The organism is Glutamicibacter sp. BW78 (assembly GCF_002332245.1).
In the GTDB taxonomy this organism is placed as follows: Bacteria; Actinomycetota; Actinomycetes; order Actinomycetales; family Micrococcaceae; genus Arthrobacter_H; species Arthrobacter_H rhombi_A.
In genome coordinates this window covers 72,996-97,811 of sequence record NZ_NRGU01000042.1, presented here as the reverse complement: position 1 = coordinate 97,811, position 24,816 = coordinate 72,996, and the positions used below count along the sequence as shown (strand labels likewise).

The 24,816-nt window shown below is 65.9% G+C and carries 24 protein-coding genes; 12 read left to right on the top strand and 12 right to left on the bottom strand.

The features are described 5' to 3' along the window. Positions 1-191 precede the first annotated feature (191 nt). A complete protein-coding gene (locus CIK75_RS15470) occupies positions 192-1,019 on the bottom strand; it encodes a hydroxymethylpyrimidine/phosphomethylpyrimidine kinase (protein WP_086993838.1) in 828 nt (275 codons plus the stop codon). A 9-nt stretch (positions 1,020-1,028) separates the two neighbouring features. Continuing rightward, positions 1,029-1,742, bottom strand: a complete 714-nt coding sequence (locus CIK75_RS15465) for a TetR/AcrR family transcriptional regulator (protein WP_086993835.1) — start codon at positions 1,740-1,742, stop codon at positions 1,029-1,031. Between the two features lie 159 nt (positions 1,743-1,901). On the opposite strand from CIK75_RS15465, the gene CIK75_RS15460 reads away from it, so the two are divergent. The 3 genes from CIK75_RS15460 to CIK75_RS15450 are packed head-to-tail and all read left to right on the top strand — an operon-like array spanning position 1,902 to position 5,011. After that, entirely contained in the window at positions 1,902-2,630 is a 729-nt protein-coding gene (locus tag CIK75_RS15460; RefSeq protein WP_086993833.1) for a queuosine precursor transporter, read from the top strand. 24 nt (positions 2,631-2,654) lie between these two features. After that, positions 2,655-3,344 (top strand): ABC transporter ATP-binding protein, encoded by a 690-nt coding sequence (locus CIK75_RS15455; protein ID WP_086993830.1) that lies wholly within the window; start codon positions 2,655-2,657, stop codon positions 3,342-3,344. Beyond that, positions 3,341-5,011 (top strand): DUF6297 family protein, encoded by a 1,671-nt coding sequence (locus CIK75_RS15450; RefSeq protein WP_086993827.1) that lies wholly within the window; start codon positions 3,341-3,343, stop codon positions 5,009-5,011. Before CIK75_RS15455 ends, CIK75_RS15450 begins: the two co-directional genes overlap by 4 nt. On the opposite strand, the gene tgt is transcribed toward CIK75_RS15450, so the two are convergent. The 3 genes from tgt to CIK75_RS15435 are packed head-to-tail and all read right to left on the bottom strand — an operon-like array spanning position 5,008 to position 7,865. Beyond that, positions 5,008-6,351, bottom strand: coding sequence for a tRNA guanosine(34) transglycosylase Tgt (gene tgt, locus CIK75_RS15445; RefSeq protein ID WP_241895505.1), 1,344 nt, complete (start codon positions 6,349-6,351; stop codon positions 5,008-5,010). The genes CIK75_RS15450 and tgt overlap by 4 nt on opposite strands. A gap of 53 nt (positions 6,352-6,404) precedes the next feature. Then, complete coding sequence (locus tag CIK75_RS15440) at positions 6,405-7,322, bottom strand: DUF6707 family protein (RefSeq protein ID WP_086993823.1); 918 nt, start codon at positions 7,320-7,322, stop codon at positions 6,405-6,407. Positions 7,323-7,325: 3 nt separating this feature from the next. Continuing rightward, the gene (locus tag CIK75_RS15435) at positions 7,326-7,865 is read right to left on the bottom strand and encodes an NUDIX hydrolase family protein (RefSeq protein ID WP_086993820.1); all 540 of its coding nucleotides are present in this window, start codon (positions 7,863-7,865) and stop codon (positions 7,326-7,328) included. Positions 7,866-8,090: 225 nt separating this feature from the next. Here CIK75_RS15435 and CIK75_RS15430 point away from each other — a divergent pair, with 225 nt between their 5' ends. Continuing rightward, a complete protein-coding gene (locus tag CIK75_RS15430; protein ID WP_086993816.1) occupies positions 8,091-9,584 on the top strand; it encodes an MDR family MFS transporter in 1,494 nt (497 codons plus the stop codon). A gap of 7 nt (positions 9,585-9,591) precedes the next feature. Here the strand turns inward: CIK75_RS15430 and CIK75_RS15425 are convergent, their stop codons facing one another. From CIK75_RS15425 to CIK75_RS15415, 3 genes are read right to left on the bottom strand one after another with little or no spacing between them, the layout of a single operon-like run. Beyond that, complete coding sequence (locus tag CIK75_RS15425; RefSeq protein WP_241895504.1) at positions 9,592-10,677, bottom strand: NADH:flavin oxidoreductase/NADH oxidase; 1,086 nt, start codon at positions 10,675-10,677, stop codon at positions 9,592-9,594. 50 nt (positions 10,678-10,727) lie between these two features. Next, complete coding sequence (locus CIK75_RS15420) at positions 10,728-11,456, bottom strand: VOC family protein (RefSeq protein ID WP_143269138.1); 729 nt, start codon at positions 11,454-11,456, stop codon at positions 10,728-10,730. Positions 11,457-11,461: 5 nt separating this feature from the next. Beyond that, a complete protein-coding gene (locus tag CIK75_RS15415; protein WP_096224582.1) occupies positions 11,462-11,620 on the bottom strand; it encodes a CopG family transcriptional regulator in 159 nt (52 codons plus the stop codon). Between the two features lie 69 nt (positions 11,621-11,689). Here CIK75_RS15415 and CIK75_RS15410 point away from each other — a divergent pair, with 69 nt between their 5' ends. The 5 genes from CIK75_RS15410 (at position 11,690) to CIK75_RS15390 (ending at position 17,768) form a co-directional block, all read left to right on the top strand. After that, positions 11,690-12,310 (top strand): YdeI/OmpD-associated family protein, encoded by a 621-nt coding sequence (locus CIK75_RS15410; RefSeq protein WP_086993805.1) that lies wholly within the window; start codon positions 11,690-11,692, stop codon positions 12,308-12,310. Between the two features lie 156 nt (positions 12,311-12,466). Then, positions 12,467-14,983: an FAD-dependent oxidoreductase gene (locus CIK75_RS15405; RefSeq protein WP_086993802.1), complete on the top strand. Its 2,517-nt coding sequence runs from the start codon at positions 12,467-12,469 to the stop codon at positions 14,981-14,983. A 2-nt stretch (positions 14,984-14,985) separates the two neighbouring features. Then, positions 14,986-15,750 carry an electron transfer flavoprotein subunit alpha gene (locus CIK75_RS15400; RefSeq protein WP_086993799.1) on the top strand — a complete coding sequence of 255 codons (765 nt, stop codon included), beginning with the start codon at positions 14,986-14,988 and terminating at the stop codon, positions 15,748-15,750. 11 nt (positions 15,751-15,761) lie between these two features. After that, complete coding sequence (locus CIK75_RS15395) at positions 15,762-16,769, top strand: electron transfer flavoprotein subunit alpha/FixB family protein (protein ID WP_241895503.1); 1,008 nt, start codon at positions 15,762-15,764, stop codon at positions 16,767-16,769. Positions 16,770-16,883: 114 nt separating this feature from the next. Further along, a complete protein-coding gene (locus CIK75_RS15390; protein WP_241895502.1) occupies positions 16,884-17,768 on the top strand; it encodes a cytochrome b/b6 domain-containing protein in 885 nt (294 codons plus the stop codon). Between the two features lie 36 nt (positions 17,769-17,804). Here the strand turns inward: CIK75_RS15390 and CIK75_RS15385 are convergent, their stop codons facing one another. Further along, complete coding sequence (locus tag CIK75_RS15385) at positions 17,805-18,557, bottom strand: glutamine amidotransferase (RefSeq protein ID WP_086993791.1); 753 nt, start codon at positions 18,555-18,557, stop codon at positions 17,805-17,807. A 114-nt stretch (positions 18,558-18,671) separates the two neighbouring features. Between CIK75_RS15385 and CIK75_RS15380 the strand changes: the two genes are divergently transcribed. The 3 genes from CIK75_RS15380 to CIK75_RS15370 are packed head-to-tail and all read left to right on the top strand — an operon-like array spanning position 18,672 to position 21,008. Continuing rightward, on the top strand, positions 18,672-19,451 hold the full coding sequence (locus CIK75_RS15380) for a 3-hydroxyacyl-CoA dehydrogenase (RefSeq protein ID WP_086993788.1): 780 nt from the start codon (positions 18,672-18,674) through the stop codon (positions 19,449-19,451). Positions 19,452-19,459: 8 nt separating this feature from the next. After that, positions 19,460-20,659 carry an acyl-CoA dehydrogenase family protein gene (locus CIK75_RS15375; protein ID WP_086993785.1) on the top strand — a complete coding sequence of 400 codons (1,200 nt, stop codon included), beginning with the start codon at positions 19,460-19,462 and terminating at the stop codon, positions 20,657-20,659. 43 nt (positions 20,660-20,702) lie between these two features. Then, complete coding sequence (locus tag CIK75_RS15370; protein ID WP_086993782.1) at positions 20,703-21,008, top strand: hypothetical protein; 306 nt, start codon at positions 20,703-20,705, stop codon at positions 21,006-21,008. Here CIK75_RS15370 and CIK75_RS15365 read toward each other — a convergent pair. From CIK75_RS15365 to CIK75_RS15355, 3 genes are all read right to left on the bottom strand, one after another. Further along, complete coding sequence (locus CIK75_RS15365; protein ID WP_086993779.1) at positions 21,005-22,570, bottom strand: hypothetical protein; 1,566 nt, start codon at positions 22,568-22,570, stop codon at positions 21,005-21,007. The genes CIK75_RS15370 and CIK75_RS15365 overlap by 4 nt on opposite strands. Before the next feature lie 195 nt (positions 22,571-22,765). Further along, the gene (locus CIK75_RS15360; RefSeq protein ID WP_086993886.1) at positions 22,766-23,803 is read right to left on the bottom strand and encodes a pseudouridine synthase; all 1,038 of its coding nucleotides are present in this window, start codon (positions 23,801-23,803) and stop codon (positions 22,766-22,768) included. Positions 23,804-23,844: 41 nt separating this feature from the next. Beyond that, positions 23,845-24,789 carry a DNA-formamidopyrimidine glycosylase family protein gene (locus tag CIK75_RS15355; RefSeq protein ID WP_086993776.1) on the bottom strand — a complete coding sequence of 315 codons (945 nt, stop codon included), beginning with the start codon at positions 24,787-24,789 and terminating at the stop codon, positions 23,845-23,847. Positions 24,790-24,816 lie beyond the last annotated feature (27 nt).

Sequence of the window (24,816 nt, the reverse complement as noted above, 5' to 3'; positions counted from 1 at the left end):
GGTCGCCGCAGCGTGCTCCGAGGGGGAGTGTTCGCAAACTTTTAACAAGCTCATGTCACGTGAACACAATTGACGTCGACTAGCGCGGAAACTCTTCGATAAATAGGCGGCAGCGACGGTGCGGCGGCCCAAAAAAAGTGGCGACGACTCCTCGATGAGGTGTCGTCGCCACGAGAGATTCCCTGCGACGGTCAGGCGCTGATACCACCTTGCCAGAGAGCATCGAAGGGGGCATGGGAAGCCATCCGGTGCTCAATGCCTGCCGTGACGAAGGCCTTGGCGCTGCGGGCAGCTTCCAGAGGACTGGCCCCCTTGGCCAGCTCGGCGGTGACGGCGGCGGCCAATGAGCATCCGGCCCCGGAAACGGCGACTTCTCCGATCTTGGGGGTGGAGAGGATCTCGGTGGTCGTTCCGTTGTAGAAGACGTCGACGGCATCGGTGCCCGCCAAACGGATGCCGCCCTTGGCCAGGACCGCGGCGCCGCTGGCCTCATGGATCAGGCGCGCTGCACGTTCGAGGTCTTCAACGTTGCTGATGGTGATCCCCGACAGGGATTCGGCCTCGAAGTGGTTCGGTGTGACGAAGGTGGCCACAGGCAACAGCGTGGACTTCAGGGCCTGATCGGTATCCAGGGCATGTCCTGGCTCCTGGCCCTTGCAGATCAGCACGGGATCGAGCAGGACGTTCTTCCACTGCTGCGAGCGCAGGGCCGTAGCCACGGTGTCGATCGTTGCCGGGCTACCCATCATGCCCAGTTTCACCGTGTCGAGTTGACCGGAATAGCAGGTCTGGATGGCCTCGAGCTGGTCGGCGATCACCTGGGGTTCCACGGGAACGAAGCGGTGATCCCATCCTTGCTTCGGGTCGAAGGAGACGATGCAGGTCAACGCGGCGATCCCGAAGGTTCCCAGCTGTTGGAAGGTCTTCAGATCGGCCTGCGCGCCCGCCCCACCGGTGGCTTCGGAGCCGGCGATGGTCAGGGTGATGGCCGGGGCAGAATGCTGTTGCGTGGAAGTCATCTTCCTATTTTAGGTTGTTTCATCGCGTTGTACGTTGCGCACGACCCCGATGACGTCATCGACGATATGCCGAACCACCGGCAGCCGGGACAATACGGCGAGGCGGGCCATCAAGGCCGCCGCGTTTGCTGCCAGCCGACGGCTGCGGGCGGTGTCGGGCGAGGAGTCGTAGGCCCAGAAGATGATGAGGCCGCGTTGGACCAGCCAGAGCAGTTCCGGCAGATCGCCGCGGATCGCCAGGGGCGGTCGGGGCAGCGACGCGGCGACCGCCTGACGCCAGAGGGAGAACTCCTTGGCCCGGGTTACGTCCGCAGTCGCTGCGGTATCGGGGTTCATGGCCGCACGGATCAGCACCGAACCGAAATCGTGGAACGGGGTCACCACATCCACGGCGGCATCCAAGACGATCCGGATGTTGTCTTGCAGGTTATTGCCCGACAGGAGCAGTGGTCGTGCGGCCCGCAGCTGTTCATCGATCAGGCCGCGGGCCAGCTCCTGGACCAGGTCCTCCTTGGAGGCGAAGTGGTAGTAGGCGTTGCCCGGGGAGACCCCGGCTTCCGCAGCGATGGCGCGCATCGTGGTGCGGTGAAACCCCTCTCGGGAGAACAGGGTGAGGGCGGCATCTTGGATCCGTGCGCGGGTGAGGGCCGATTTAGTGGTCTTCGGCTCCATCATTTCCTCGCCATCGCCGGGGTGCAGCCCAGCATAGCAAGTTTTGAACATGTTCAAAATATGCTGTTGCCGGGGAATCCGGCAGAAACACGCCTTTCTGGGCAGACATGGGAGAATGGGAGGCGTCAAGTGCTAATACAGCGGGCGGCGGACCCGGGGAAACCCGGAGCACCCTGCCTGGCGAACCACTTCCAGAATAGGAACCACCTCATGCGCGCCACCTCAGGCGACCCCGTCAACACCCTGCCCACCCAACCGACGCGGGGACGTACCCGCCAGGCCGTTTTCGCCTCCGCCGGGAGCCCGTACTTCTCAGCTGTGCTGGCCCTGATGGCGGTCGTGGTGATCCTGTCCAATATCGGGGCAACCAAGGGGGTGAGCTTCGGGCCGATCATCACCGACGGGGGCTTCTTCCTCTTCCCCCTGGCCTATATCCTCGGCGACGTCGTGAGCGAGGTCTACGGCTTCAAGGCAGCCCGCCGGGCGATCGTCATCACCTTCCTGCTGGCAGCCTTTGCCACGTTCTGCTTCTGGGTGATCATCATGCTTCCCTCCGCGGATTTCTACCCCGGACAAGAGGCGCTGGAACAAACGCTGGGCCCCGTCTGGCGGATCGTCGGGGCCTCGCTGTGCGGGTTCCTGGTCGGCCAGACACTGAACTCCTATGTCCTGGTGAAGATGAAGGACCGTTTCGGGGAGAAGGGGCTGGTCGGACGCCTCATGGGCTCCACCGGGGTGGGGGAGTTCGCCGACACCTTGATCTTCTGCTCGATCGCCGCCTCGGTGATCGGGATCGACGACGCCGGCCAGTTCATCAACTACGTGTTGGTCGGCTTCGTCTACAAGACGGGCGTGGAGTTCCTCTTCGTACCGATCACCACGCTGGTGATCCGCTGGTTCAAACGTCACGAGCCGACCTACGGGCAGATGCTGAGCTGAGCCGACGCCGGTACGCTGGGCGGTATGAATACGCAGGAGGCTCCGTTGCTGACCGCCCGGGAACTGGTCGCCGGCTATGACGAATTCGAGGTCTGCGGACCCCTGGACCTGGTGTTCTGCCGGGGAGATGCCTTGGGCATCGTCGGCCTGAATGCCGCCGGGAAGTCCACCCTGCTGCGGACCCTCATCGGCCGCCAGCCCCCGCTATCCGGCCAGACCTCGGTGCTGGGTGTCTTCACCGACGACACCTCCCATATCCACCGGCGCCTGATTTCCGCAGTTTTCGACGAAGACGCGTTCTTCGATTCGCTTACCGTCGAGGAACATCTGCAGCTCATCGCTTCGGGCCACGATGTCCCGGACGGCCAGGAAGCGGTGGAACGCGAACTGGAGTTCTTCGAACTCAGTGCCGCGAGGAATGCCCTGCCCGGGGCACTGTCCTCGGGCCAACGCCGTCGTCTGCTGCTGGCTGCCGGAATGATCCGCCCCAGCGAACTGCTGGTACTGGACGAGCCCGAACAACGGCTGGACCCGCCGATGCGTGCGAAACTCGCCGTCCGGCTGCGAGCCCGGATCGATGATGGCGGGGCCGTCCTGCTGGTCACCCACGACGCCATCCTGCTCACTACGGTGGTGGATCAGTGTCTGATCGTCGATGGCGGACTGCGTTTCGCCAGCGCAGCCGAAGGCGCCGCGGCCATCGGCGGAGCATGAGCAGCCACCCAGCGGGGCCGGCGCCGTCCCTGCCGACCTGGGTACCTGACGGTCCACCCTCGGGGTTCGACCCGGTCGGGGCGACCCACCGGCTCCGCCGGGAACATCGGTGGGCCGAAAGATATGACCGCTGGGGCGATATCTACATCACCGTCTTCGGGGTGGTCATCCTGCTGGCCTTCGCCCTGGGACTGGTCCAATTCCTGGCCCAAGGTCTGCGGGAGGCGGCAGCCGAATCACTGGTGCGTGAGGGTCTCGCCGTTGTCCCGGGGGCCGACGCCGGATCTGTGTTGCTGTTGCTGGCTCTTGTGGCGGTGGCCTCCATCCTGAGTCGGATGGGGCCGGTGGCCGTGGACCGTGCGCAGGGCCTCTGGTGGTTCTCACTCCCGGTGGACCGGGTTCCACTGTTGGCCCGACAACTGCGGAACCGTTTGGGCTGGATCTTTATCGCCGGCGCCGTTCTGTGGTTGCCGCTGGGCCTCTCCGCAGGAACCGCCTCACGCAACGGATACTCCGGCCCGCCGCTGGACGAACTGGCCGCCGGCAGCCTCACCCTGGGCGCCGAGTTCGTCGTGGTCGGTCTCCTGGTGGCGGCCGGGCAGGTCCTGCATATGCGCCGGGTCATCGGGCGGGGGCTACGGATGCTGGGGGTTCTGATCGTCCTGGCCTACGCCGTGGATGCGATCACCCGGACCGCAGGAACGGCACGGTTCCTGACGCCCGGGGTCTGGGCGGGCCTGCCGTCGGCCTGGCCGTCCACGGGCAGCTGGGCCATCCCCGCGATCCTGTTGCTGGTCGCCATCCTGGGGTGGATGGTGGTGCGCCCGCTGCTGGGCCGGATCCCCACTTCCGAGCTCCTCGAGGCCGGGGGAATCAGCGGCCAGGCCGGGAACTCGCTGGCCCTGCTCGACGCCCGCTCACTGGTGGGTTCCTTCGCCCGCGGGCCCCGCCGGCGGAGCCACGTCCGTGACCTCTGGCCCCGCGTGATGCCCGTGCGCTTCACCGGCTCCCCGGTCCGGGCACTGCTGCGCGCCGAAGCCCTCGTCCTGCTGCGCAGCGGTTCGGTGGCGGGACGACTGCTGATCAGCCTGGCCCTGCTCGCCGGGGCCGTGACCGCCCACGGTGGAGGCACCGCGGTCGTGCTGGGTGTGGCCATCCTGCTGGCGGCAGCCCTGGCCGGCCAGGCCGCAGGAGCCGCGGCCGCCGAAGCGGCCCGGGTGCCCGGCCTGGACTCCCTGCTCCCTCTGGACGCGGCCACCACACGCCGGGCTCACGGACTGCTGCCCGCGATCGTGTCGAGCGTCTGGGGTGCACTGGCCGGGACCATCCTGGGCTGGGCGCTGGCCGGGCCGGGGGCGCCGGGCCAGTGGATCCTGCTGGCCGGCATCGGTGCCCTGGGCGGAATCGGTGTGGCCGGAGGAGCCTTGCGGTTGGCCTACCGGCCCGAACTGGAGTGGGATGCGGTGCTGCAACGCCAAATGTTCGGCCGGGGTGCCGGACCACTGATGGGCCATGCCGTCCACGGGCTGGAACTGATGCTGATCGCCGTCCTCCCGTTGCTGCTGGCAGTGCTGGGTGCCGCGGCACCTGCCGTGCTCCTGGTGCTTGCTACGGGCCTCGGGGTGGGCGGATGGTTCGCCGGAACGTACCGCCGGCGATCCGCCTAGAGCCCCTGCGGGTCGGGGGCGCCAGCGTAGTAGGCGGCCAATGTCGATGCCTTCAGGTCGGCGAACGTGCCGTTTTCGATGGCTTCACGGGCCCGATCCACCAACGAGACCACGAAGTATTCGTTGTGGATGGAGATCAGCGTGTGGCTGACCAGTTCCTTGGCCTTGAACAGGTGGTGGATGTAGGCGCGGGTGTAGTGGGTGCAGGTGTAGCAGCTGCAGCCGTCCTGCAAGGGGGTGAAATCGGCGCGGTACCGCCGTCCCGAGAGGTTGAAGCGGCCGTTGGCCGTGTAGAACGCCGAGTTGCGGGCCACCCGGGTGGGGGAGACACAGTCGAAGGTGTCGGCACCATTCTCGATGGCCGTGAAGATGTCATCGGGTTCCGAAATGCCCAACAGATGCCGGGGCTTGTCTTCGGGAAGTTCCTCGGAGCACCAGCCGACGATGGTCCCCAGGTTCTCTTTCTCCAGGGCGCCGCCGATCCCGAATCCATCGAAGGGCATGTCCCCGAGGTCGCGGCAGGCCTTGCGCCGCAGGTCCTCGTATTGGGCGCCCTGGATGACCCCGAAGAGCGCTTGGTAGGGCTTGGGCTCGCGTTCGTCGGTGAGCCGGAAGTGTTCGATGATGCAGCGTTCGGCCCAGCGTCGGGTCCGTTCCAGGGATTCGACCTGGTAGCCACGCGAATTATGCAAGGTCGTGAGCTCGTCGAAGGCGAACATGATGTCCGCGCCGATCTGGTGCTGCACGCCCATGGAAATCTCGGGGGAGAAGCGGTGTCGGTCGCCATTGAGGTGGGATTTGAACCAGACCCCGTCCTCGTCGACGTTGGCCAGGCGTTCCTTGCCGGGAGCGACCTGATCGTCACCGCCTGCCGCGGTGGAACCCTGCATGTCAATGACCTTTTTGAACCCCGAGCCCAGGCTCATCACCTGGAAGCCCCCCGAGTCGGTGAACGTGGGGCCGGGCCAGTTCATGAACGCCCCCAGACCGCCGGCGGCGTCGAGGATCTCCGCGCCGGGTTGCAGGTACAGGTGGTAGGCGTTGGCCAGCACCGCCTGGGCGCCGAGGTCGGAGACGGCTTCGGGCAGGACGGCCTTCACGGTGGCCTTGGTCCCCACCGCAATGAAGGCCGGGGTGCGGATGTCCCCATGCGGGGTGCGGATGGTGCCGGTACGTCCCAGCGAGGGGGACCCATCGGCGTTCTTCAGCCGGGTGCCGACATCGAAGCCGAACGCGCTTTGGCGTGGATGCGGCTCCGCAACGGTTGAAGGGGCCGACGGCGGCGCCCCGGTGGCGGAGGCGGTGGTCGTCACGTCGAGGGGGGAATCGGTTTCAGGCACCCCACCATTTTGCCTTATGCTCCGAGGCCATTCTGACGGGCAGCTGAACCGCGTTACTCGTGCGCTCCGGCGTCGTCTGCTGCCTGTTCGGCTTCTTGCTGCCCCGGCCCGTCGAGGGAACGCAGCGTCTCCAACTCATGATCGATCATGCGCTGCAATTCGTCACGGGCCAGCACCCGGGAACCTCCGTGTGCCAGCAGATACAGCAGCGCGTCGAGCCGTTCGATCCGCCAGGAACGGATGGCCACGGCGTCACCGGCAGCGGTGGCCCGGTGGATCTCCCGGTCGAAGAGGTTGGGCTCGTCGAGTTGGCGCTGGCGTAGCTCGGCGGTGAGCTTATCCTTCAGCGGGTCCTCTTCGATGTGGTCGGTGACCCGCAGCGACTCCGAATACCGGCGCGAGGCCTCGGCATCGCCGTCGCTGGCCGAGAGGTAGGCGGCAATCGCCAGCGCCGACTGGATGGACTTCCACCGGCCGAAGTTCCCGTCGAAGGGCAGCTCGGTCAGCACGCCCAGGGCCCGCCAGACGTTCGGCTGGTCATCGAGCTCGACGAAGAGCAGATGGGCTAGATCGCGGACGTCTTCCAGCTGGGCGCCGGACTTCGGGTTGAAACCGCGGCTGAGTTTGGCAATGGGTGCCAGCACCCGCTGGTCCCACGGGTATTCGCGGGCAATGGAGATCAGGATGGCCTCGGGCGAGCCGTCCTCCACCGGGATGACCGTCAGCTCATCCAGGGTCGCCTCCCGTGGGGGTTCGACGGTATGGACGCGGATGGTTGACCCGTGGGCGATGGTGACCTTCTGCCCGTTGTCCAGCGTGGCCTCGATATAGGCGGGGGTTCCGAAGCTGTCCGGAACCGTCCTCATCCCGGTCACCGGCCGACTCGGGGCACCGCTGCGGGTGATGAAACGGTTTCCGGTCGTCACTTTCTCTGCGCGGACGGCCCGGATGTAGTCATGCTGCAAGGTCACTACCTACTCGCACCAGCCCGCATGGGCCAGTGCCTGTCGAAGGATATTGGCGCGGCCACCGGCGAACTCGTCACGGATGGACGGGCTCAGGGCCTCGCTGGGGGTCAGCCAGGTCAGTTCGAGGGCGTCCTGGCGAGGGCTGCATTCGCCCCGGACGGGAATGACGTAGGCCAGCGCCACGGCATGCTGGCGTTCATCGGTCAGCCCGGTCTCCGAGGGGGAGGGGAAGTACTCGGCCACGGTGAAGGGCACCGGGCTCAAGGGCAATTGCGGCATCGCCAGCGGGCCCAGATCCTTCTCCATATGCCGGACCAGGGCGGCGCGGACCGTCTCGCGATACATGACGCGTCCCGAAACGAAGGTGCGGCTGAAATGTCCGGCGGCGTCGGCGGTGTAGAGCAGCCCGACTTCGTTGACATAGCCCAACGGGTCCAAACGGACCGGAATCGCTTCGACATAAAGCATGGGGAGTCGTTGCCGGGCCTCATAGAGGTCTTCTTCTGAGAGCCAGCCGGGATTGGGGTCCGGGGTACGAACGTTCATACCCTCATGTTTATCGCATCCGCACCGACACTTCACGCCCCCATTCCGGTGGGGGCCCGGATTGATGCAAAAGAAGCTCCGGCAGTCGCTGTGGGGAATAAGCTGGGGAGTCGGTGGGTTGACCACCGGTTGAGTGCCCCGATCGCCATCGGGGCCCGAAACTCCCGGCACGTCGACGGACCACGGTCACGGCTTGGTCCGCGGTCGATTAACCAGAGGAGCCTTATGCTTTCCGACAACAGCCCGGTGGCGCCCGGACAACCCGCGGCGGCAGCCTCCTCCCTGCCGTCGGACTACCGGTTGGACCCAGCGGCCAAGAAGACCATCGCCGTGTTGCTGGTTTCCACCTTCGTCGTGATCTTGAACGAGACCATCATGAACGTCGCCCTGCCGCGGCTCATGGTGGCCTTCGACGTCAGCGCCGATGCCGTGCAATGGGTGGCGACGGCCTTCTTGCTCACGATGGCCGTCGTGATTCCCATGACCGGTTATCTGCTCCAGCGCTTTTCCATGCGCACCGTGTTCATGCTCTCGATGGGCTTGTTCTCCGCCGGGACGTTGCTGGCAGGTTTCGCCCCCACCTTCTCGGTTCTGCTGGGGGCGCGAGTCATTCAAGCCAGCGGAACGGCGATCATGCTGCCCTTGTTGATGACCACGGTCCTGGACTTGGTACCGGCGGCACGTCGAGGCACCGTGATGGGCAATGTATCGATCGTGATTTCCGTGGCACCGGCCATCGGGCCGACGATCTCCGGGCTGATCCTGCAATTTTTGACGTGGCGTTTCATGTTCCTGCTCGTGCTGCCCATTGCGCTCGTTGCCTTGGTGATCGGCGCCCCACGGCTCTCGTCCGTGGCCCAGGCCGGCAGGAAGCCGCTCTCCGTTGTCTCGCTGCTGTTGGCGATCCCCGGCTTCGGCGGGCTCGTCTACGGGTTGAGCAAAATCGGTGGTGGCAGTGACAGCGCGGGCCAGGGGCCAGACGGTCTGGCCATCGTGGCGTTGGCGGTCGCCTTCGTGGCGTTGGCCGTGTTCACCCTGATGCAGTTGCGCCTGCAACGCACCGATACGGCACTGCTGGACCTGAGGCCCTTCACGTACCGGAATTTCACGTTGGCGCTGGTGTTGATGATGATGGCCATGGTCTCGCTCTTCGGAGTGATCATCCTGCTGCCGATCTACCTGCAGAATGTGCGGGATCTGGACACCTTGGCTACCGGATTGCTGCTGCTGCCCGGTGGGCTGCTCATGGGTCTGTTGGCGCCCCTGGTGGGACGACTTTATGACAAGGTCGGGCCGCGTCCGCTGCTGCTGCCCGGCACCGCTTTGCTCTCGGTCGTGATGTTCGCCTTCTCCCGGCTGGAATCGGAGACCCCGATCTGGTGGCTGCTGGTGCTGTACCTGGGCATGTCGTTGAGTTTCGCCTTCATCTTCACCCCGGCGTTCACCTCCGCGCTGAACCCCTTGCCACATCACCTGCACTCGCATGGTTCAGCGGTACTGAGCACCCTCCAACAGCTGGGGGGCGCCGCGGGAACCGCCCTGCTGGTCGGCATTCTGGCTTCCCGAACGGCGTCCTCGGCCCTGGCCGGAGCCTCCGACCTCGAGGCGCAGGTCATGGGGTTCCGGAGCGGATTCTTCGTTGCCGCCTGCCTGAGTGTTTCCCTGATCGTGATCAGCATCTTCCTCAACGGCCGGGACTCAGAAACGGTCGAGGAGTAGAAGGCATCTACCAGCCGGCACGGAAATACTGTGGGGGCCGCGGAATGGCTTCGCGATCCATGCCCAGGTCCCGGGCCGCGATGGCCGGCCAGTAGGGTTCGACCAGTGCTGCCCGGCCGATGCTGACCCCGTCGGCCTGTCCGGAGACCAGGAGCTGCTCGGCCTGCTGTGCCGTCGTGATCATCCCGACGGCGCTCACGAATGAGTCCGTGCCGGTCAGTGCCTCCTTGACTGCTGTGGCCAGTCCGACCTGGTACCCCGGGCCGCTGGGGCCGTGGAAGGGGCCGATACCACCGCTGGAGAGGTCGAAGGCGCTGACGCCCAGTTCGCGGGCCACGCGGACGAAGCGGACCGTATCGGCAATTCGCCAGCCGCCGGAGACCCAGTCCTCACCGGAGAGCCGGATCCCCAAGACCTTCTCCGCCGGCCAGACGGCACGGACCGCGGCGATGACCTCGCGAGCGTACCGCGTCCGGTTCTCGAAGCTGCCGCCGTATTCGTCGGTGCGTTGATTGGTCAACGGGGAGAGGAACTGGTGGATGAGGTAGCCGTGGGCGCCGTGAAGCTGGATGATGTCGAAGCCTGCTTCGTCCGCCCGTCGGGCGGCTGCTGTCCAGTCCTCCAGCGATGACCGGATCTGCTCGACCGTCATTTTCGTTGGCGCGTCCAGCCCGTGGACGTCGGTGACGGAGGGGGCCACGGTGGTCCAGCCGCCCTCCGCCACCGGGATCGTGCCGCGGCCGGCCGCCGCCGGAAGCGCGGGGTAGGTTGAAGCCTTGGCACCGGCGTGAGCTAGCTGGATCCCCGCTGCGGCACCGTGGGCATGGATGAAATCAACGATCGGGGCCCAGGCGTCGCGCTGGGCGTCGTTCCAGATCCCGGTGTCCTGATCGGAGATGCGTCCTTCGGGGGAAACGGCGGTGGCTTCGGTGAAGACCAGCCCGAATCCGCCGACGGCCCGAGACCCCAGATGCACCTGATGCCAGGCCTGCGCAATACCGTCCTTCGCGGTGACCGAATACTGGCACATGGGTGCGAGGACGGCACGGTTGCGCAGGATCAGGCCCGGGCCGGTCGGGGCGTTCAGGGTCACGGGCTCAAAAAGTCGGATCACATCGGCAAATAACGATGGCCGCCCCGGGGCTATTCCCCGCCTGCCCCGGCGAGCCGGTGGTAACCGTAGAGATCCTGTTGGGCCTCGTTGATCCAGATCGGCTCTCCGCCGTCCGGGTGCTCCACCAACACGGTGCGTCCATAGGACTCGTCGACCAGACTCGCCCCCAGCCCCGCGGTTTGTAGCCGGGTGAGCAGGACCTCGGCATCGTCGTCGTACTCGAAGCTGAGCGTGGCGAAGGCCCGGGTGCCGGAATGCGTGGCGACCAGGCCTCCGTTCTTGGCCCGGAACTGGACCCAGCCTCCGCTATCGCTGGCGATCTGGGGGCGTGCGCCGATATTGCGCAGGGTTTCGGCAGGACCCTGCGGTTCCGGTGTCATCCACAGCACGAGCACCTGCAGCGCCGGGTCGGCCTGTGCGGGCTCGGGGCGGGGCGACTGGGCGGTGACGGGGAAGGAGAGGCCATCGGGGCCGGTGATGGTCGCGGTGCTGCCATGGCCTTCTTCGGTCATCACCACGGCGGTGCCTGCCTCGCGGGTGCGCCGGGTGAATTCGTCCAGGTCACCGACCTCGAAGGACAGCAGTGTGGTGCCTGAGGGATGATCGGCATCGGTGGCGTGGAGTCGGACCCTGCCGGAGGCGGAGTCGAATTCATGCCAGCCGTCCGAGTTCACGGCATGGACGAGGCCGAGGGCCTCGAGCAGGGAGGTCCATGACCCGAGGTGGTCGGTGAAGTGGATGGGGGTCACGCGCAGCATGAGCACTACTCCTTCAGGTGTTCGGCCAGCGCCGCGGCAACATAGGCCGAGAGGGAGGTTTCGGCGTCGATGGCGGCATGTTTGATTTCCCGTACCAGCCCTGCGGGCAGGTAGACGTTGAATTGGATCTTTCGGTCCGGATCCGGGGTTGCTTTAGCAGACATAATTAGGATGCTAGCAAAGTAGATTGCTTGCGTATAGACCTTGGTGTCCGGACCTGCTGAACTGGGCGCATGGCGATCACCCTGCCCGAACTTCTGGTCCCCGATGCCGCCGTGTGGCGCGAATGGCTGGCCGAGCATCACACCGAGGCCGCGGGGGTGCGGCTAGTCCTGCATAAACAGGGCGGGAAGACGACGACGTTGACCCGGGCGGCTGCGCTCGACGAGGCCCTGTGCTTCGGGTGGATCGACGGACAGGCAGGTCGCCGCGATGAAGGCAGCTACCTGCTGCGCTTCACCCCGCGCCGGTCCGGCAGCGCCTGGTCGGCCATCAACGTCGGACTCGTGGATCGGCTGGTGGGAGCAGGACGGATGGCCCCCGCAGGGATGGCCGAAGTCGAAGCGGCACGCGCTGATGGACGCTGGGACAGCGCCTATGTCGGTCAGGCGACAGCCAAGCCCTCCGAGGAGCTATCCGCCGCGTTGGACGCAAATCCCGCGGCTGGCATGGCCTACGCGAGACTGAACAGCACCAACCGCTACGCGCTGTACTACCGGATCCACACACTCAAACGTGAGGAGTCCAAAACCCGCAAGATCGCCGAATTCGTGGCCATGCTCGAACGCGGGCAAGCCCCGTATGCCCAGCCGGGCTTTGCCGAAGCACCCAAACGGAGGAACACCCGAACCTGAGGCCGTGAGCGGGCCCCGGCAGCACGCTTTTTGTTGAGCCGCCCTTCACCCTTGACGGCGACCGGCAAACGCGCAATGGTTCAGCTACGGCGGTTCCACCGCGGTTGATCGAAGTGCCCGCCGCGTCATGAATCGATGGCAAATTGAGGTGGCGTCATGAGTAGGGTTCCCGCGAGTGCACGGGTAGTTGTCATCGGAGCCGGAATCGTGGGAAATTCCATCGTTCACCACCTGGCCCGGCTGGGTTGGCGGGATATCGTCCAACTCGATAAAGGGCCGATGCCGAATCCGGGGGGTTCCACCGGGCACGCCTCAAACTTTCTGTTCCCGGTGGACCACTCACGGGAAATCACCGATCTGACGGCCGACAGTATCCGCCAGTACAAGGACCTCGGCGTCTTCACGCAATCCGGCGGGTTCGAAGTTGCCCGCACCGAGGAGCGGATGCAAGAGCTCTACCGACGCTTGACCTCGGCCCGGGCCTGGGGCCTTGAATCGGAGATGGTCTCACCCGAAGCGGTGGTCGAACGCGTCCCATATCTCGAGCCCTCGGTCATCCGCGGCGCCTTCTGGTCCCCGGGGGTCGGCGTCGTTGATTCCCAAGGGGCCGGCACGTTGATGCGTGAGGCGGCCATGGGGCTTGACGCGCTGCAGGTCTGCGCCACGGTGGAGGTGACGGGCATGGATGTCGAGGCCGGGCGGATTCGCCGCGTGCATACCGACGCCGGAACCATCGAAACCGACACCGTCGTCATTGCCTGCGGAGTCTGGTCACCGAAACTGGCCCGGATGGCCGGGGCCTCCATCCCCTTGAGCCCCACCGTCCACCAGATGATCAGCGTCGGGCCGGTTCCGCAGTTCGCCGGCACCAGCGGAGAAATTTCCTTCCCCATCATCCGTGACATGGACACCGGCTGCTATGAACGCCAGCACGGCGGTGACCTGGAGATCGGCTCCTACGCACACCGGCCCATCCTGCACGACGCCGAAGACATCCCCTCCATCGCCCAGTCCAAACTCTCGCCCACCGAAATGCCCTTCACGGAAGACGATTTCGATCTGCAACTGGAGCAGGCCTTGGAATTGATGCCCGATATTCTGGGCAACCCCGAGGTGGAAATCCGGTACGCGATCAACGGGCTGCTCTCGCTGACCCCCGATGGTGCCCCGTTGTTGGGTGAAACCCCCGAGGTGGCAGGACTGTGGTCCGCAGCCGCCGTCTGGGTCAAGGAGGGCCCCGGTGTTGGACGGATGATCGCCGAGTGGATGACCACCGGCACGCCGGAATACGATACGCACACCTCGGACATCGCCCGGTTCTACCCGAACCAACGCACGCGGACCCACGTGAAGGCCCGGGTCGAGGAAGGCTTCAACAAGACCTACGGCATCGTGCACCCGGGCGAACAATGGCTCAGCAACCGCAATATCCGTCTCGCGCCGATGCACCCCGCCGAAACGGAACTCGGGGCCACCTTCTTCGAGGCCGCCGGCTGGGAGCGACCGCAATGGTACGCCTCCAACGCTCCGTTGCTGGCCGAATACGGCGAGGCGGTCATGGACCGGAGTGCCGAATGGGACTCCCGCTGGTGGTCACCCATCATCAACGCCGAGCATCTGGCGATGCGCGAGCGCGCCGGAATGGTCGACCTCTCAGCCTTCGCCATCTTCGACGTCGTGGGACCCGGGGCCCTGGACACCGTGCAAAAGGTGGCGGTGGCCCAAATGGATGTGGCGGTGGGGCGGGTCATCTACACCCCGGTGTTGGACGCTCGCGGTGGTTTTCGTGCTGACCTGACCATCATGCGCCTGGGCGAGGGCCACTTCAGGGTGGTCACCGGTGGCGGGAGCGGGAACATCGACCGCAAATGGTTCTCCGACCGGCGACCGGATCCGAGGACCACCCACGTTGTCGATCGCACCTCCGAACTGACCACCATCGGCCTCTGGGGTCCGCGGGCCAGAGACATCCTCGGACGGATCACCGACTCGGATATTTCGTCCGAGGGCTTCAAATTCGCCCACTGCCAAAACCTGGAAGCGGGTCCGCTGGTCGTTCACGCCTCACGGATCTCCTACGTCGGTGAACTGGGGTGGGAACTCTATGTGCCGATGGAGCAAGGGGCCCGTCTCTGGTCGCTGTTGGCCGAGGCCGGACGCGAGGATGGTCTGGTGCCGGTGGGCAACGGCGTCTACGGGACCACCGGCCGGATGGAGAAGGGGTACCGGGCGTTCGGTGCGGAACTGGACGCGGAGCGGACCATCGTGGAGACCGGAATGATGCGTCCGCGGGCGAAGACCGAGGAGTTCATCGGCCGCGAGGCATATCTGCGTCAGCGGTCGGAAACGCCGCTGCGGGTCCTGTGCACGCTGCAGGTGGAGGATCACCGGGACGGCGAGGGCATTTCCCGTTACATGCTCGGCGGCGAAGCGGTCACCGGCCCCGAAGGCGAACCACTGCTCGACGGGCACGGGCGTAGCTCCTATGTCACCTCGGCAGGATCGGCGCCATCACTGGGCGTGCACCTGCTGATGTCCTTCCTTCCTCCCGCGCAGGCCCGCATCGGAACCCGACTGGCCGTGAACTACCTGGGCCGCTCCTATCCGGCCACCGTGGCGGCCACCGATGCGACCCCGCTATTCGACCCCGAGAACCTCAGGATCAGGAGCTGAAGATGGTCAATGTATTGGTCTGCATTAAACGGGTCCCGGAAACCTCGGGCGAAATCCTCTTGAGCCAGGACGCTCGCAGCATCGACGCCCGCCATGTCGGCTATACGCTCAGCGAGCATGACGAATGCGCGATCGAACTCGGCGTCGGACTGGCGGCGGACACGGGCGGAGACGTCAGGGTCCTGAGCATCGGCACCGCCGAGGCGGCAGAACAGCTCCGGCACGCGGTGGCGCTGGGGGCAGGTGCGGCCACCCTGATCACCGTGGACCCCGAAACCTACGGCCCAGCGGATGTGGCGGCGACGATCGCTGCTGAAGTCAGGGCTTCGGAGACCACCTACGACCTGATCCTGGTCGGCAACGATGCCGCCGATACCGGCGACTTCCAGGTCGGCGTCCGGCTCGGATACGCCCTCGAGAGGCCGGTCCTGACGGGGATCAATACCGCGGAAATCCACGGCTCCTCGGTCCAGGCCCGAGGGGCAGGACCACAGGGGACCGACGTGTTCGAGGTCCCTTTGCCTGCGGTGATCGCCGTGCAGGAGGGAGGAGTGGAACCGCGATATCCGTCGATCCGGGGACGGATCAAGGCCAAGAGATTGACCATCGACCGCAAGGACTCCCACATTGAACCGGTCGGCTCCGGCCGGATCCGACTCACGTTGCCACCGGCGAAACCCAGCACCGTCCAGATCCTGGGTGAGGGGCCCGATGCCGTCCCGGCACTCGTCGAGGTGCTCGCCGCCAGCGGGGTGTTGAACCGATGATTCTCGTCCTCGTGGAAACCGACAACAGCGGGGCCACCCTCACCTCGCTGGAAACCCTGACCTTCGCACGAGAATTGGCCGGCAGACTCGGCGACGAAACCGTGGAGGCCCTGGTCGTGGGCCCCCTGGGCGCCGGCGAAGCATCGCCCACCGGTGCCCAGACGGCGCAGCGGGTGAAGGAACGGCTGTCGACGCAATTAGCTGAACACTCAGTGCGTTCCATTCACCATGCCACCGGCGAACGGCTGGAACGCTACGGCGCGGCCGCCTGGGCCACCGCACTGGGAGCCCTTCCCGCCGAGTACCTCCTCGCCGCAGGCACCCCGCGCGGCAGCGAGGTGCTGGCCCATATGGCCGCCCGGACGGGGGCCATGATGGCGGCCAACGCCGTGGGCATCGTCGGCACCGAACCCCTGATCGTCTCGCGCCAGGTGATGGGTGGGGCGGTGTTCGAGCACATGCGGCTTGACGGGTCCCCGCAGATGATCACCGTCGCCGGGCATGCTGTGGACCCGGTGGCCGCCGAGGAGCCCAGCGAGCCGCCCTGGCATGAATTCGAGCCTGAGCTCTCCGACGCCGACCTGGTCACCGCCGTCGTACGGGTCGAAACCGGCGCACCGGATGCCACCTCGACGCTGACCGGGGCCCGGGTAGTGGTCGGGGCAGGCCGCGGAGTGGGCAGCGCCGATGGTTTCGATGACCTGCTCGAACTGAAGGAGCAGCTGGGGGCCGCCATGGGGGCATCCCGGGTGGTCACCAGCCTCGGCTGGCGCCCCCACCACGAACAAATCGGCCAGACAGGCAGCAGGATCTCCCCGGATGTCTACCTTGCCTGCGGGATTAGTGGCGCCGTTCAGCATTGGGCCGGCTGCCAGTCGGCCAAGATGATCGTGGCCATCAACACCGATCCCGATGCGCCCATGGTCACCCAGGCCGACTATGCCATCATCGGTGATCTGCACCAGGTGGTGCCGGCTCTCACCGCCGAACTACGGCGGCGGGAGTCCTCGGGTGGATGAGTTTCGGGCCCGGTAGCCTCATGGGGCCGGAGGCTGAGTGTGGCGGACAGGAGAATGATGAGAACCTCGAGCAACCGAACCGTTGCGGGCTTCAGGCAGTCCACATGGTTCAAGATGGTCTGGATATCCCCCCTCGTGATCGTGGTTCTGGCCGCGGCGGTCCTGGGCGCCAGAGGGTATCTGGGAAGCTCTGCGGGACGAGAATTCCTGGCGGACTACCCGGGCCAGCCGCCGGCCACCGCGGACACCCCCAACGGTTTTCCCTGGTGGCTGCAATGGCAGCACTTCTTCAACTTCTTCCTGATTTTCCTGATCATCCGCGCCGGGTGGATGGTGCGGACCCAACGGACCCCTGAAGCCTATTGGACCCGCACGGTAGGCCCCCGCAATCGGCAGAACCCTCCCGCCAAAATGAGCATCTACCTGTGGCTGCACTACAGCCTGGGCTCGCTCTGGATCCTCAACGGGGTGGTCTTCTACATCCTGCTCTTTTCCACCGGGCACTGGAGGCGGATCATTCCGACCGGGTGGGACGTCTTCCCCCAGGCGTTCTCGGCGGGACTGCAATACCTATCGCTGGAGTGGCCGATGGAATCAGCCTGGCAGAACTACAACGGAATCCAGCTGCTGGCCTATTTCGTCACCGTGTTCATTGCCGCCCCGCTGGCGGTGGTGACCGGCCTGCGGATGTCTTCGGTGTGGTCCAACCAATGGAAAATCAATCGCTATTATCCGGTCCTGCTGGCCCGGGCCATTCACCTGCCGGTGATGTTCTACTTCGTGGTGTTCATCTTCGTGCACGTGCTGTTGGTCTTCACCACCGGCATGCGCCGCAACCTCAACTACATGTACAGCAGTCAGGGGCAGGACACGGTCAATTGGGTGGGATTCTGGGTCTTCGTCGTCGCGGCGATCATCGTGGTGGCCGGCTGGATCGCCGCCCGGCCACTGTTCCTGCAGCCGGTCGCCCAGCTCACCGGCAAGGTCACCCGGCGCTAGCCGGGGGAGGGCGCGGGGCATCGGCGGCCGGGCCTCCTAACGCTGGTAGCGCTGGACGAAGTTGCGCAGGATCAGGCCCGGCCAGGTGACATCGGCCGCATAGGCGAGCTCGGTCAGCGGGCCGGCCTCCTCGGGAGGGAAATAGCCGGCGTCACGGTAGATCGCAATGCGCGTGGCCAGCCCGTCGCCGTCGAGCTCCGGATGGAACTGGGTGGCATAGAGGTTCGTGCCGATCCGGAACATCTGCACCGGGCAAGGCCCCGAGGTCGCCAACAGGACGGCGTGCCGGGGCAGTGTCGAAACGGCTTCCTTATGCCCGACGAAGGCCTCGAAGGCGGGAGGCAACCCTGCCGTGAGCGGATCGCGGGCCCCTGCCTCGGTCAGCTCGATATGGGAGAGCCCGACCGGTTCGGAATGGGTCCGATCCACGGTGCCCCCCTGATGGGTCCCCAGGGTCCCGATGCCGTAGCAGGCGCCCAGAAACGGGAAGTCATGCTCGATGAGCTGGTCCAACAGTGCCGAGATCTCGGATTCGACCCGTAGTTGGGACTTGGATTTACGGGCCGGGTCATCCGAAGAGTTGAACGGACCGCCGCCGAGCATGATGCCCGAATAGGCCTCCAGTTCCAGCGGTTCCGGCAGCGGGGAGGCGCCCAGAGCCATCACGGCCAGCATCGAAGCCGGCAGACCCGAGGCGGCCAGGAATCCACGGACCTCGTCCTGGGCAGCCACGGGGTCCTCGCGGGTGGACAGCAGCAGGAAGGGGCGGGCGCCGGAAACGGGACTCATGAGCGAATCCTACGACGTCCCGAGGGGTGGAGTGTCCGCGACGCAGACGCTAGAGTGGCATTTGAGTTAACAACCATTAACCGGGTGGATCATGTCCACCCCTCGGGAGGAAAAATGGAGATCGCCGGGGCCTCGGCCCTCATCACCGGTGGCGCGTCCGGCCTGGGTGCCGCAACCGCCAAAAAACTCTACGACGCAGGAGCCCATGTGGTCCTGCTCGACCTGCCCGGCTCGGCCGGCGAGGATGCCGCCATCGGCCTGGGGGAGCGCGCTCGCTTCGTCGCCGCGGACGTCACCAACGAAGACGAAGTCCGGCGGGCCGTCGAGGTCGCCAGCGATATGGCACCACTGCGCATCCTGGTCAACTGTGCCGGGGTGGCGACACCGGGCAAGGTGTTGTCCCGGGACGGCGTCCTGCCGCTGGCCTCCTTCGAGAAGGTGGTGGCCGTGAATTTGATCGGCACGTTCAACGTCGTTCGGCTCGCCGCCGAAGCCATGGCGGGAACCGAGCCGCTCCTCGATGACGAGACCGGGACCGAGGAGCGCGGTGTCATCGTGAACACCGCTTCGGTCGCGGCTTTCGACGGCCAGATCGGGCAGCCCGCCTATGCGGCCTCCAAGGGCGGCGTCGCGGCCATGACCCTTCCACTGGCCCGCGAGCTCGCCCGGCAGCAGATCCGCGTCATGGCCATCGCACCGGGGATCTTCGAAACCCCGATGCTCGCCGGTCTGCCGCAGGAAGCCCAGGATTCCCTCGGCGCCCAGGTGCCCCACCCCTCACGGCTGGGCAAGCCGGCCGAATACGCTGCGCTGGTCGAACACATCATGTCCAACCAGATGCTCAACGGCGAGACCATTCGGCTCGACGGGGCCATCCGCATGGCCCCGAAATAAGGACTGACATGACCGTGAAGAACGAGGGCGGCAACCCTGCCCGCCGACCCCGCGAACTCCCGGGGGCCGACTTCCTGGACATCGAGTCACAACTCGATGACCGGGAACGAGCCAAGCTGGCCGAGGTGCGTGCCTTCGTCGCCGAACACGTCACCCCCTATGCCGGGCACTGGTGGACGGCGGAGGAATTCCCCTTCGACCTGCTGCCGAAGCTCGGGGCGTTGGGGGTGAGCACGCCGACCCGGCACGGCTATTCGACGCTGTTCCACGGCCTGCTCATCGCCGAACTCGCCCGGGCCGACGCCTCGCTGGCCACGTTCTTCATGATCCACCATGACCTTTTCGTGGAGTCCCTGCACGACTTCGGCACCGCGGGTCAGCGCGAACGCTATTTGGCCGACGCGGCTGCCCTGCGCACCACCGGGGCCTTTGCCCTGACCGAGCCCGATCACGGTTCCGATGTCGCCAAGGGGATGGCCACCCGGGCCAGACGGGAAGGCGATACCTGGGTGATCAACGGAGCCAAACGGTGGATCGGCAACGGCACGTTCTGCGAGCACCTGCTGCTTTGGGCCCTCGACGAGGACACCGGTGAGGTGCGCGGGTTCGTCCTGGACACCTCCCTGCCCGGGGTGAAAACCTCAAAAATTGAGCAGAAGATCTCGCTGCGAACCGTCCAGAACGCCGACATCCTGCTTCAGGGCGTGCGGGTCCCGGAGGAGGACCGTTTCCCCGGGATTGATTCCTTCGCCGATATCAACCAGTTGTTGCGCTCCAGCCGCATCATGGTCGGGTGGCTCGCCGTCGGACAACAACTGGCAGCCTTCGAAGTTTTGCGGGCCTATGTGCTCGAACGTGAACAGTTCGGTCGGCCGTTGGCTTCCTTCCAGCTCATCCAGCAGAAGCTGGCCACCATGTTGGGAAATGCCACGGCGTCGATGGCGTTGATGACCCAGATCGCCCACGCACAATCGCGGGGAACCGAGAAAATGGAGCAAGCGGCCCTGGCCAAGGCGTTCGCCACCGAGAGGATGCGCGAGACCGTGGCCTTGGGCCGGGCCGCGATGGGTGGGAACGGGATCGTCGCCGACCAGCGGATGGCCAAGATCTTCGCCGATGCCGAAGCCATCTACACCTACGAGGGCACCTATGACATCAACCAGCTGATCGTCGGCCGGGCGGCCACCGGAATTTCGGCCATCGCCTGAGGCCCGGTTCGAAGCGGGCACCGTCGAGCATTACGCTGGGGCGGTGCCCTCGTTTCGTGCCCAGTTGAACATCCTGTCCCTGCGTCCCGGGAACCGCCCCGAAGCGGTGATGGACGCGGCCGTCGCTTCCCTGGCCGAGCGCCACCATGTGGAAGCAAACCAACTCGATATCGTCGCCGGCATCCCACGGATCACCCTGCGCTTCACCGTTGAGGAAGAAGAGTACGACGCCGATCTGCGCGCCGCCCGTGCGGCTGCTGCGCTGATGCGTGCCGCCGTTGAAGAGGTGGCTGCCACCCAGCGACTGGTCGTGCTGCGCCGGGTGCGCGGCCGGTGGACGGCGCTCTAGAACTCGGTGCGCTGCCCGCGGGCTGCGCGGCGTTCGGCGTGGCCGATCTGGTACCTGCGGTTCTCCGTGGCCAGGAGCACGATGAACGCGCACAGCCCACAAACGATCGCCACCGGTGCCGAGGACTGCAGGGTGATGAGCCGGTCCAGCATGACCCAGAACAGTCCCCAGGCGAAGCCCAACGCCACCACGATGCGGCCCCGTTCGGACATGGAGAAACTGGCGGCGGCCCACGTGCAGCCGACGATCGCCAGGACGGCCCACAACGAGGCCGGAAGGAGCAGGGTGAACCCGGCGCGGGTCAACGCGATGGATAGCGTCGCCGGCAACAGGACCAGCATCCAGCCCAGGAAGAGAGCCGCCGGACCGTCAACGAAAACCCGCTCCATATTCGAACGGGCGGTGCGCTGGTTCATCCGACGGACCGCATAGACCAGGACGGTGGTCAGCGCCAACGCCACGACCACCGACAGGAACACCAGTGAGGAACGGGCGCAGAGCAGCCATAAGGCCCCCAGGAGCCCGGCGCCGGCGGTGAGATAGCCGATCTCGCGTTGCCGGTAGGAGGAACGTTGGCTCGGATGCCATTGGAAGATCGCATAGAGAGCGATCCAGATGAACAGGATGCCCCAGATCATGAACGAGTTGCTATTGGGCGCCAAGAGGGCATTTTCGGGGCCATAAGCCGAATGGGCCGCCGAATGCGCGGTGCTGCCCCCGAACCAACCCAACCCCATGAAACCCAAGAAGAGGGAAGCCGCGGCCACCACTGAAACGATGATGCGGCGCATCAGGTCCGAACGATGCTCGGGTGGATCGGGGTCGCTGGAAGGCAAGTTATAGGGCGGGACGTAGATCGGGCCCTCGTCGTCCACCCAGAAGGGGCTCGTATTGCGCAGCTGTTCCGCGGTGCGGGGGACTTCCGCGGCGTCGACGATCGCTTCGCGGGCATTTTCCACCAGGGACTCGAGATCGTTGCTGGAGGCGGTGGCCCGGGCGGCAGCTTCCTCGGCGGCCCGTTGGGCTGCTTCGGCCTCGGCGGCCAGGCGGGCCGCTTCATCGGCAGCCCGTTGACGTTCGGCGGAGGCTTCGGCTTCAGCTGCTTCGGCCGCTTCGCGTTCGGCCCGCTGACGGGACTTTTCCTCGCGGGCCTTCGCCCGGGCCTCGGCGCGACGGCGGGAGGCTTCACGCTGGGAAGCGATGGTCCGCGCGGTACCGGTTTTCGTCTTGCGGGCCAGTTCCTGCCAATCGGGGGAGTCGATTCCGTCGAGCCACGTGTTCAACCGGGTCTTGGCGTTCTCGTCGGGTAGCCGCCCGCGGGCCCCGTCGGTGGCCATATGCCGTGAGGGAGCGTCGGCGGCGTCCAAGAAACCTTCTGGGTGGCGTGTGGGCTTCGGCGGCAGCGTGGTGGAGTACACCGTGGAGGAAGCGTCGTCGTGCGCTGCTGACGGGGGGTCCGCCGGTGCGGAGGTCTCCGGGCGAGGGGGCGCGGGGGGCTGATGGGCACGCAGACGCTCCAGCGCCTCGGAGGCAGCCGAAGTCTCCTGGCGTGTTTCTGTCATGACGTGGAATCCCCTTTACCCGCTATTTTCATGGCAATGATTCCTCCCCATACCACCGCTCATAGCCTACCCAATGTGAGGGTGCTGTTTGGGGACGTTAGCGCGGATTCGGCCCCAGCTGTGGCCGGATTGTGACCCCGACCTGCCTCTTTAGCTCCGACGAATGGACGTAACAGCTCCGACATGGTCCAGCAGCTAGTGGACGGGGCCCGGAAATTCGCCCAGATTCCGTTCCGAGGTGAACGTGACCGGGGTGTGGGCCAGCGGGTCGGTGAAGGAGATGGAATGCGCCAACAGCTGCAACGGGCGGGTGAAATCATCCGGCGCCTTCTCCAGCAGGTCGGGATAGAACGCGTCGTTGATGATTCCCAGACCGAGGGCCGCCATATGCACGCGCAGCTGGTGGGTCTTGCCCGAATGCGGGCGCAGCCGGAAGAGCCCGACGGCGGTGCCCGCGTGGACACCGGTGCTCACGCCGGTGCGCAACACATCGACCCGGGTTTCGGCGTTCGGTTCCCCGGGCTGGGTCAAAGCCAGCAGATGGCCCTTTTCCTTGACCATCCGGTTGCGGTACTCGGCCGGGAAATCGGTGGCGGTGGCCCGGTGGCTACCGGTGATCTGCCGGACTGCCTGGCCGTGCCGGCCCGGGGCGGAGTCCAGGAACGGTTCCGTTGCGGCCGCGGCCTCATCCCATGTGGCGGGCAGAGTGGCGACGCAACGGTACTCCTTCTGGATTCTGCGATGTTCGAAGAGGACCTGGTAGGCGCCGCGGGTGGCCGGATTCGTGGAAAAGAGGATGATGCCGGCGGTGGCCCGGTCGAGCCGGTGCATCGGCACCAGGTCAGGGAGGTCCAGCCGATTGCGCAGACGCACCAGCGCCGACTCCTGGATGAACCGGCCGCCGGGGGTGCTGGGCAAAAAATGTGGTTTATCCACGACCAGCAGGTTCTCGTCCTGGAACAGGATCGTTTCGGTCACCGGCAGGATCGGTTCGTCGGGGAGGTTGCGGTAGTACCAGAGGAAATCATGCACGCCCAGCGGCGTTTTCGTGGTCAAGGGTTCGGCGCCCAAGCCCACGACTTCCCCCTCACGGAAACGGCGGACGATCCCTTCGGGGTCGACATGACCGAAGCGTTCGAGCATGTAGTCCATGACCGTCGCCCAGGGTCCCTCCCTCGGGATGCGCAACCGGGTGGCGTTGACGCCGTTGCGGACGGGAAGGGGGGATTGCATGGCCATGGAATAAGTTTCCCACGTCAGCGGGCAGGCCCGATTCAGGCGAAGGGATCCGTCTGGCAGCCGGGGCAGAAGTAGAGGTCACGTTCGTTCAGGTCGATGCCGCGTTCACACCGTTCAGTGCCGGTAGCCTGTTGCTGGGCATCGACCTTGACCTGGCCGGTGCCGCCCTCGGGCAGAGGTCCGCCGGTCTCCGGGATCCGACGTCCCGCAGATATCCGTTCCTCGGTACGGGGCAGCCCGGCTGACGGACGGGGCTGGCCGAGCTTGCGATATTCGATGGTGTCCCCGCAACGTAGGCAGGGCTTCCCAGCTCGCCCGTAGACCCAGTACTGGTCGCGCATCGGAGGGGTCGTGGTGACCCGACGGGAGCGGTCCTTATTGGCATGCAGGAGTTGGTGGGCCAGATCGACCAGATAGGCGGGGTCGGGCACCAGACTGGTGGGGGTGCGGGGGTGCAGGCCCAGCAGGAAGAGCAGTTCCGAGCGGTAGATGTTCCCCAGCCCGGCGATGACCCGCTGGTCCAGCAAGGTCAGGGCGATGGGCCGGTCGGGCATCATGGCCAGGCGGCGATGTACCTCCTCGGCATCCCAGGAAGCGCCCAGCGGGTCGGGTCCCAGATGGCCGACGGCGTCTGGTTCATCGACGGTGCGGATCACCCGCAGGAAACCCAAATCGAAGCCGACCGCCTGGAAGTCGGGGTTGCGCAGCACGCAGCGCGCCTTGAAGGCCGGGGCGCGCCAGCGCTCTCCCGTGGCGTAGACATCCCAATGACCGTCCATCATCAGGTGCGAATGGATGCTCAGGTCGGCGACCCGGATGAGGAGATGCTTGCCCCGGGAGATGACCGAGGAGACCGTCTGGGAGGCCAAGTTCAAGGTGGCATAGGACGGAACCCGGAAATCGCTGGACTGCAGGACCCTGTTGCTCAGTGCCGCATCGAGCCGACGGGCTGCCCGGTAGACGCTGTCACCCTCTGGCACTGCTGGTCACTTCCTTCGTTGCTAGCT

Bases quoted from the DNA above. Each gene is read 5' to 3' on its own strand.
- CIK75_RS15470 (WP_086993838.1), bottom strand. From the start codon at position 1,019: ATGACTTCCACGCAACAGCATTCTGCCCCGGCCATCACCCTGACCATC.
- CIK75_RS15465 (WP_086993835.1), bottom strand. From the start codon at position 1,742: ATGTTCAAAACTTGCTATGCTGGGCTGCACCCCGGCGATGGCGAGGAA.
- CIK75_RS15460 (WP_086993833.1), top strand. From the start codon at position 1,902: ATGCGCGCCACCTCAGGCGACCCCGTCAACACCCTGCCCACCCAACCG.
- CIK75_RS15455 (WP_086993830.1), top strand. From the start codon at position 2,655: ATGAATACGCAGGAGGCTCCGTTGCTGACCGCCCGGGAACTGGTCGCC.
- CIK75_RS15450 (WP_086993827.1), top strand. From the start codon at position 3,341: ATGAGCAGCCACCCAGCGGGGCCGGCGCCGTCCCTGCCGACCTGGGTA.
- CIK75_RS15435 (WP_086993820.1), bottom strand. From the start codon at position 7,865: ATGAACGTTCGTACCCCGGACCCCAATCCCGGCTGGCTCTCAGAAGAA.
- CIK75_RS15430 (WP_086993816.1), top strand. From the start codon at position 8,091: ATGCTTTCCGACAACAGCCCGGTGGCGCCCGGACAACCCGCGGCGGCA.
- CIK75_RS15420 (WP_143269138.1), bottom strand. From the start codon at position 11,456: ATGCTGCGCGTGACCCCCATCCACTTCACCGACCACCTCGGGTCATGG.
- CIK75_RS15415 (WP_096224582.1), bottom strand. From the start codon at position 11,620: ATGTCTGCTAAAGCAACCCCGGATCCGGACCGAAAGATCCAATTCAAC.
- CIK75_RS15410 (WP_086993805.1), top strand. From the start codon at position 11,690: ATGGCGATCACCCTGCCCGAACTTCTGGTCCCCGATGCCGCCGTGTGG.
- CIK75_RS15405 (WP_086993802.1), top strand. From the start codon at position 12,467: ATGAGTAGGGTTCCCGCGAGTGCACGGGTAGTTGTCATCGGAGCCGGA.
- CIK75_RS15400 (WP_086993799.1), top strand. From the start codon at position 14,986: ATGGTCAATGTATTGGTCTGCATTAAACGGGTCCCGGAAACCTCGGGC.
- CIK75_RS15390 (WP_241895502.1), top strand. From the start codon at position 16,884: ATGGTCTGGATATCCCCCCTCGTGATCGTGGTTCTGGCCGCGGCGGTC.
- CIK75_RS15385 (WP_086993791.1), bottom strand. From the start codon at position 18,557: ATGAGTCCCGTTTCCGGCGCCCGCCCCTTCCTGCTGCTGTCCACCCGC.
- CIK75_RS15380 (WP_086993788.1), top strand. From the start codon at position 18,672: ATGGAGATCGCCGGGGCCTCGGCCCTCATCACCGGTGGCGCGTCCGGC.
- CIK75_RS15375 (WP_086993785.1), top strand. From the start codon at position 19,460: ATGACCGTGAAGAACGAGGGCGGCAACCCTGCCCGCCGACCCCGCGAA.
- CIK75_RS15365 (WP_086993779.1), bottom strand. From the start codon at position 22,570: ATGACAGAAACACGCCAGGAGACTTCGGCTGCCTCCGAGGCGCTGGAG.
- CIK75_RS15360 (WP_086993886.1), bottom strand. From the start codon at position 23,803: ATGCAATCCCCCCTTCCCGTCCGCAACGGCGTCAACGCCACCCGGTTG.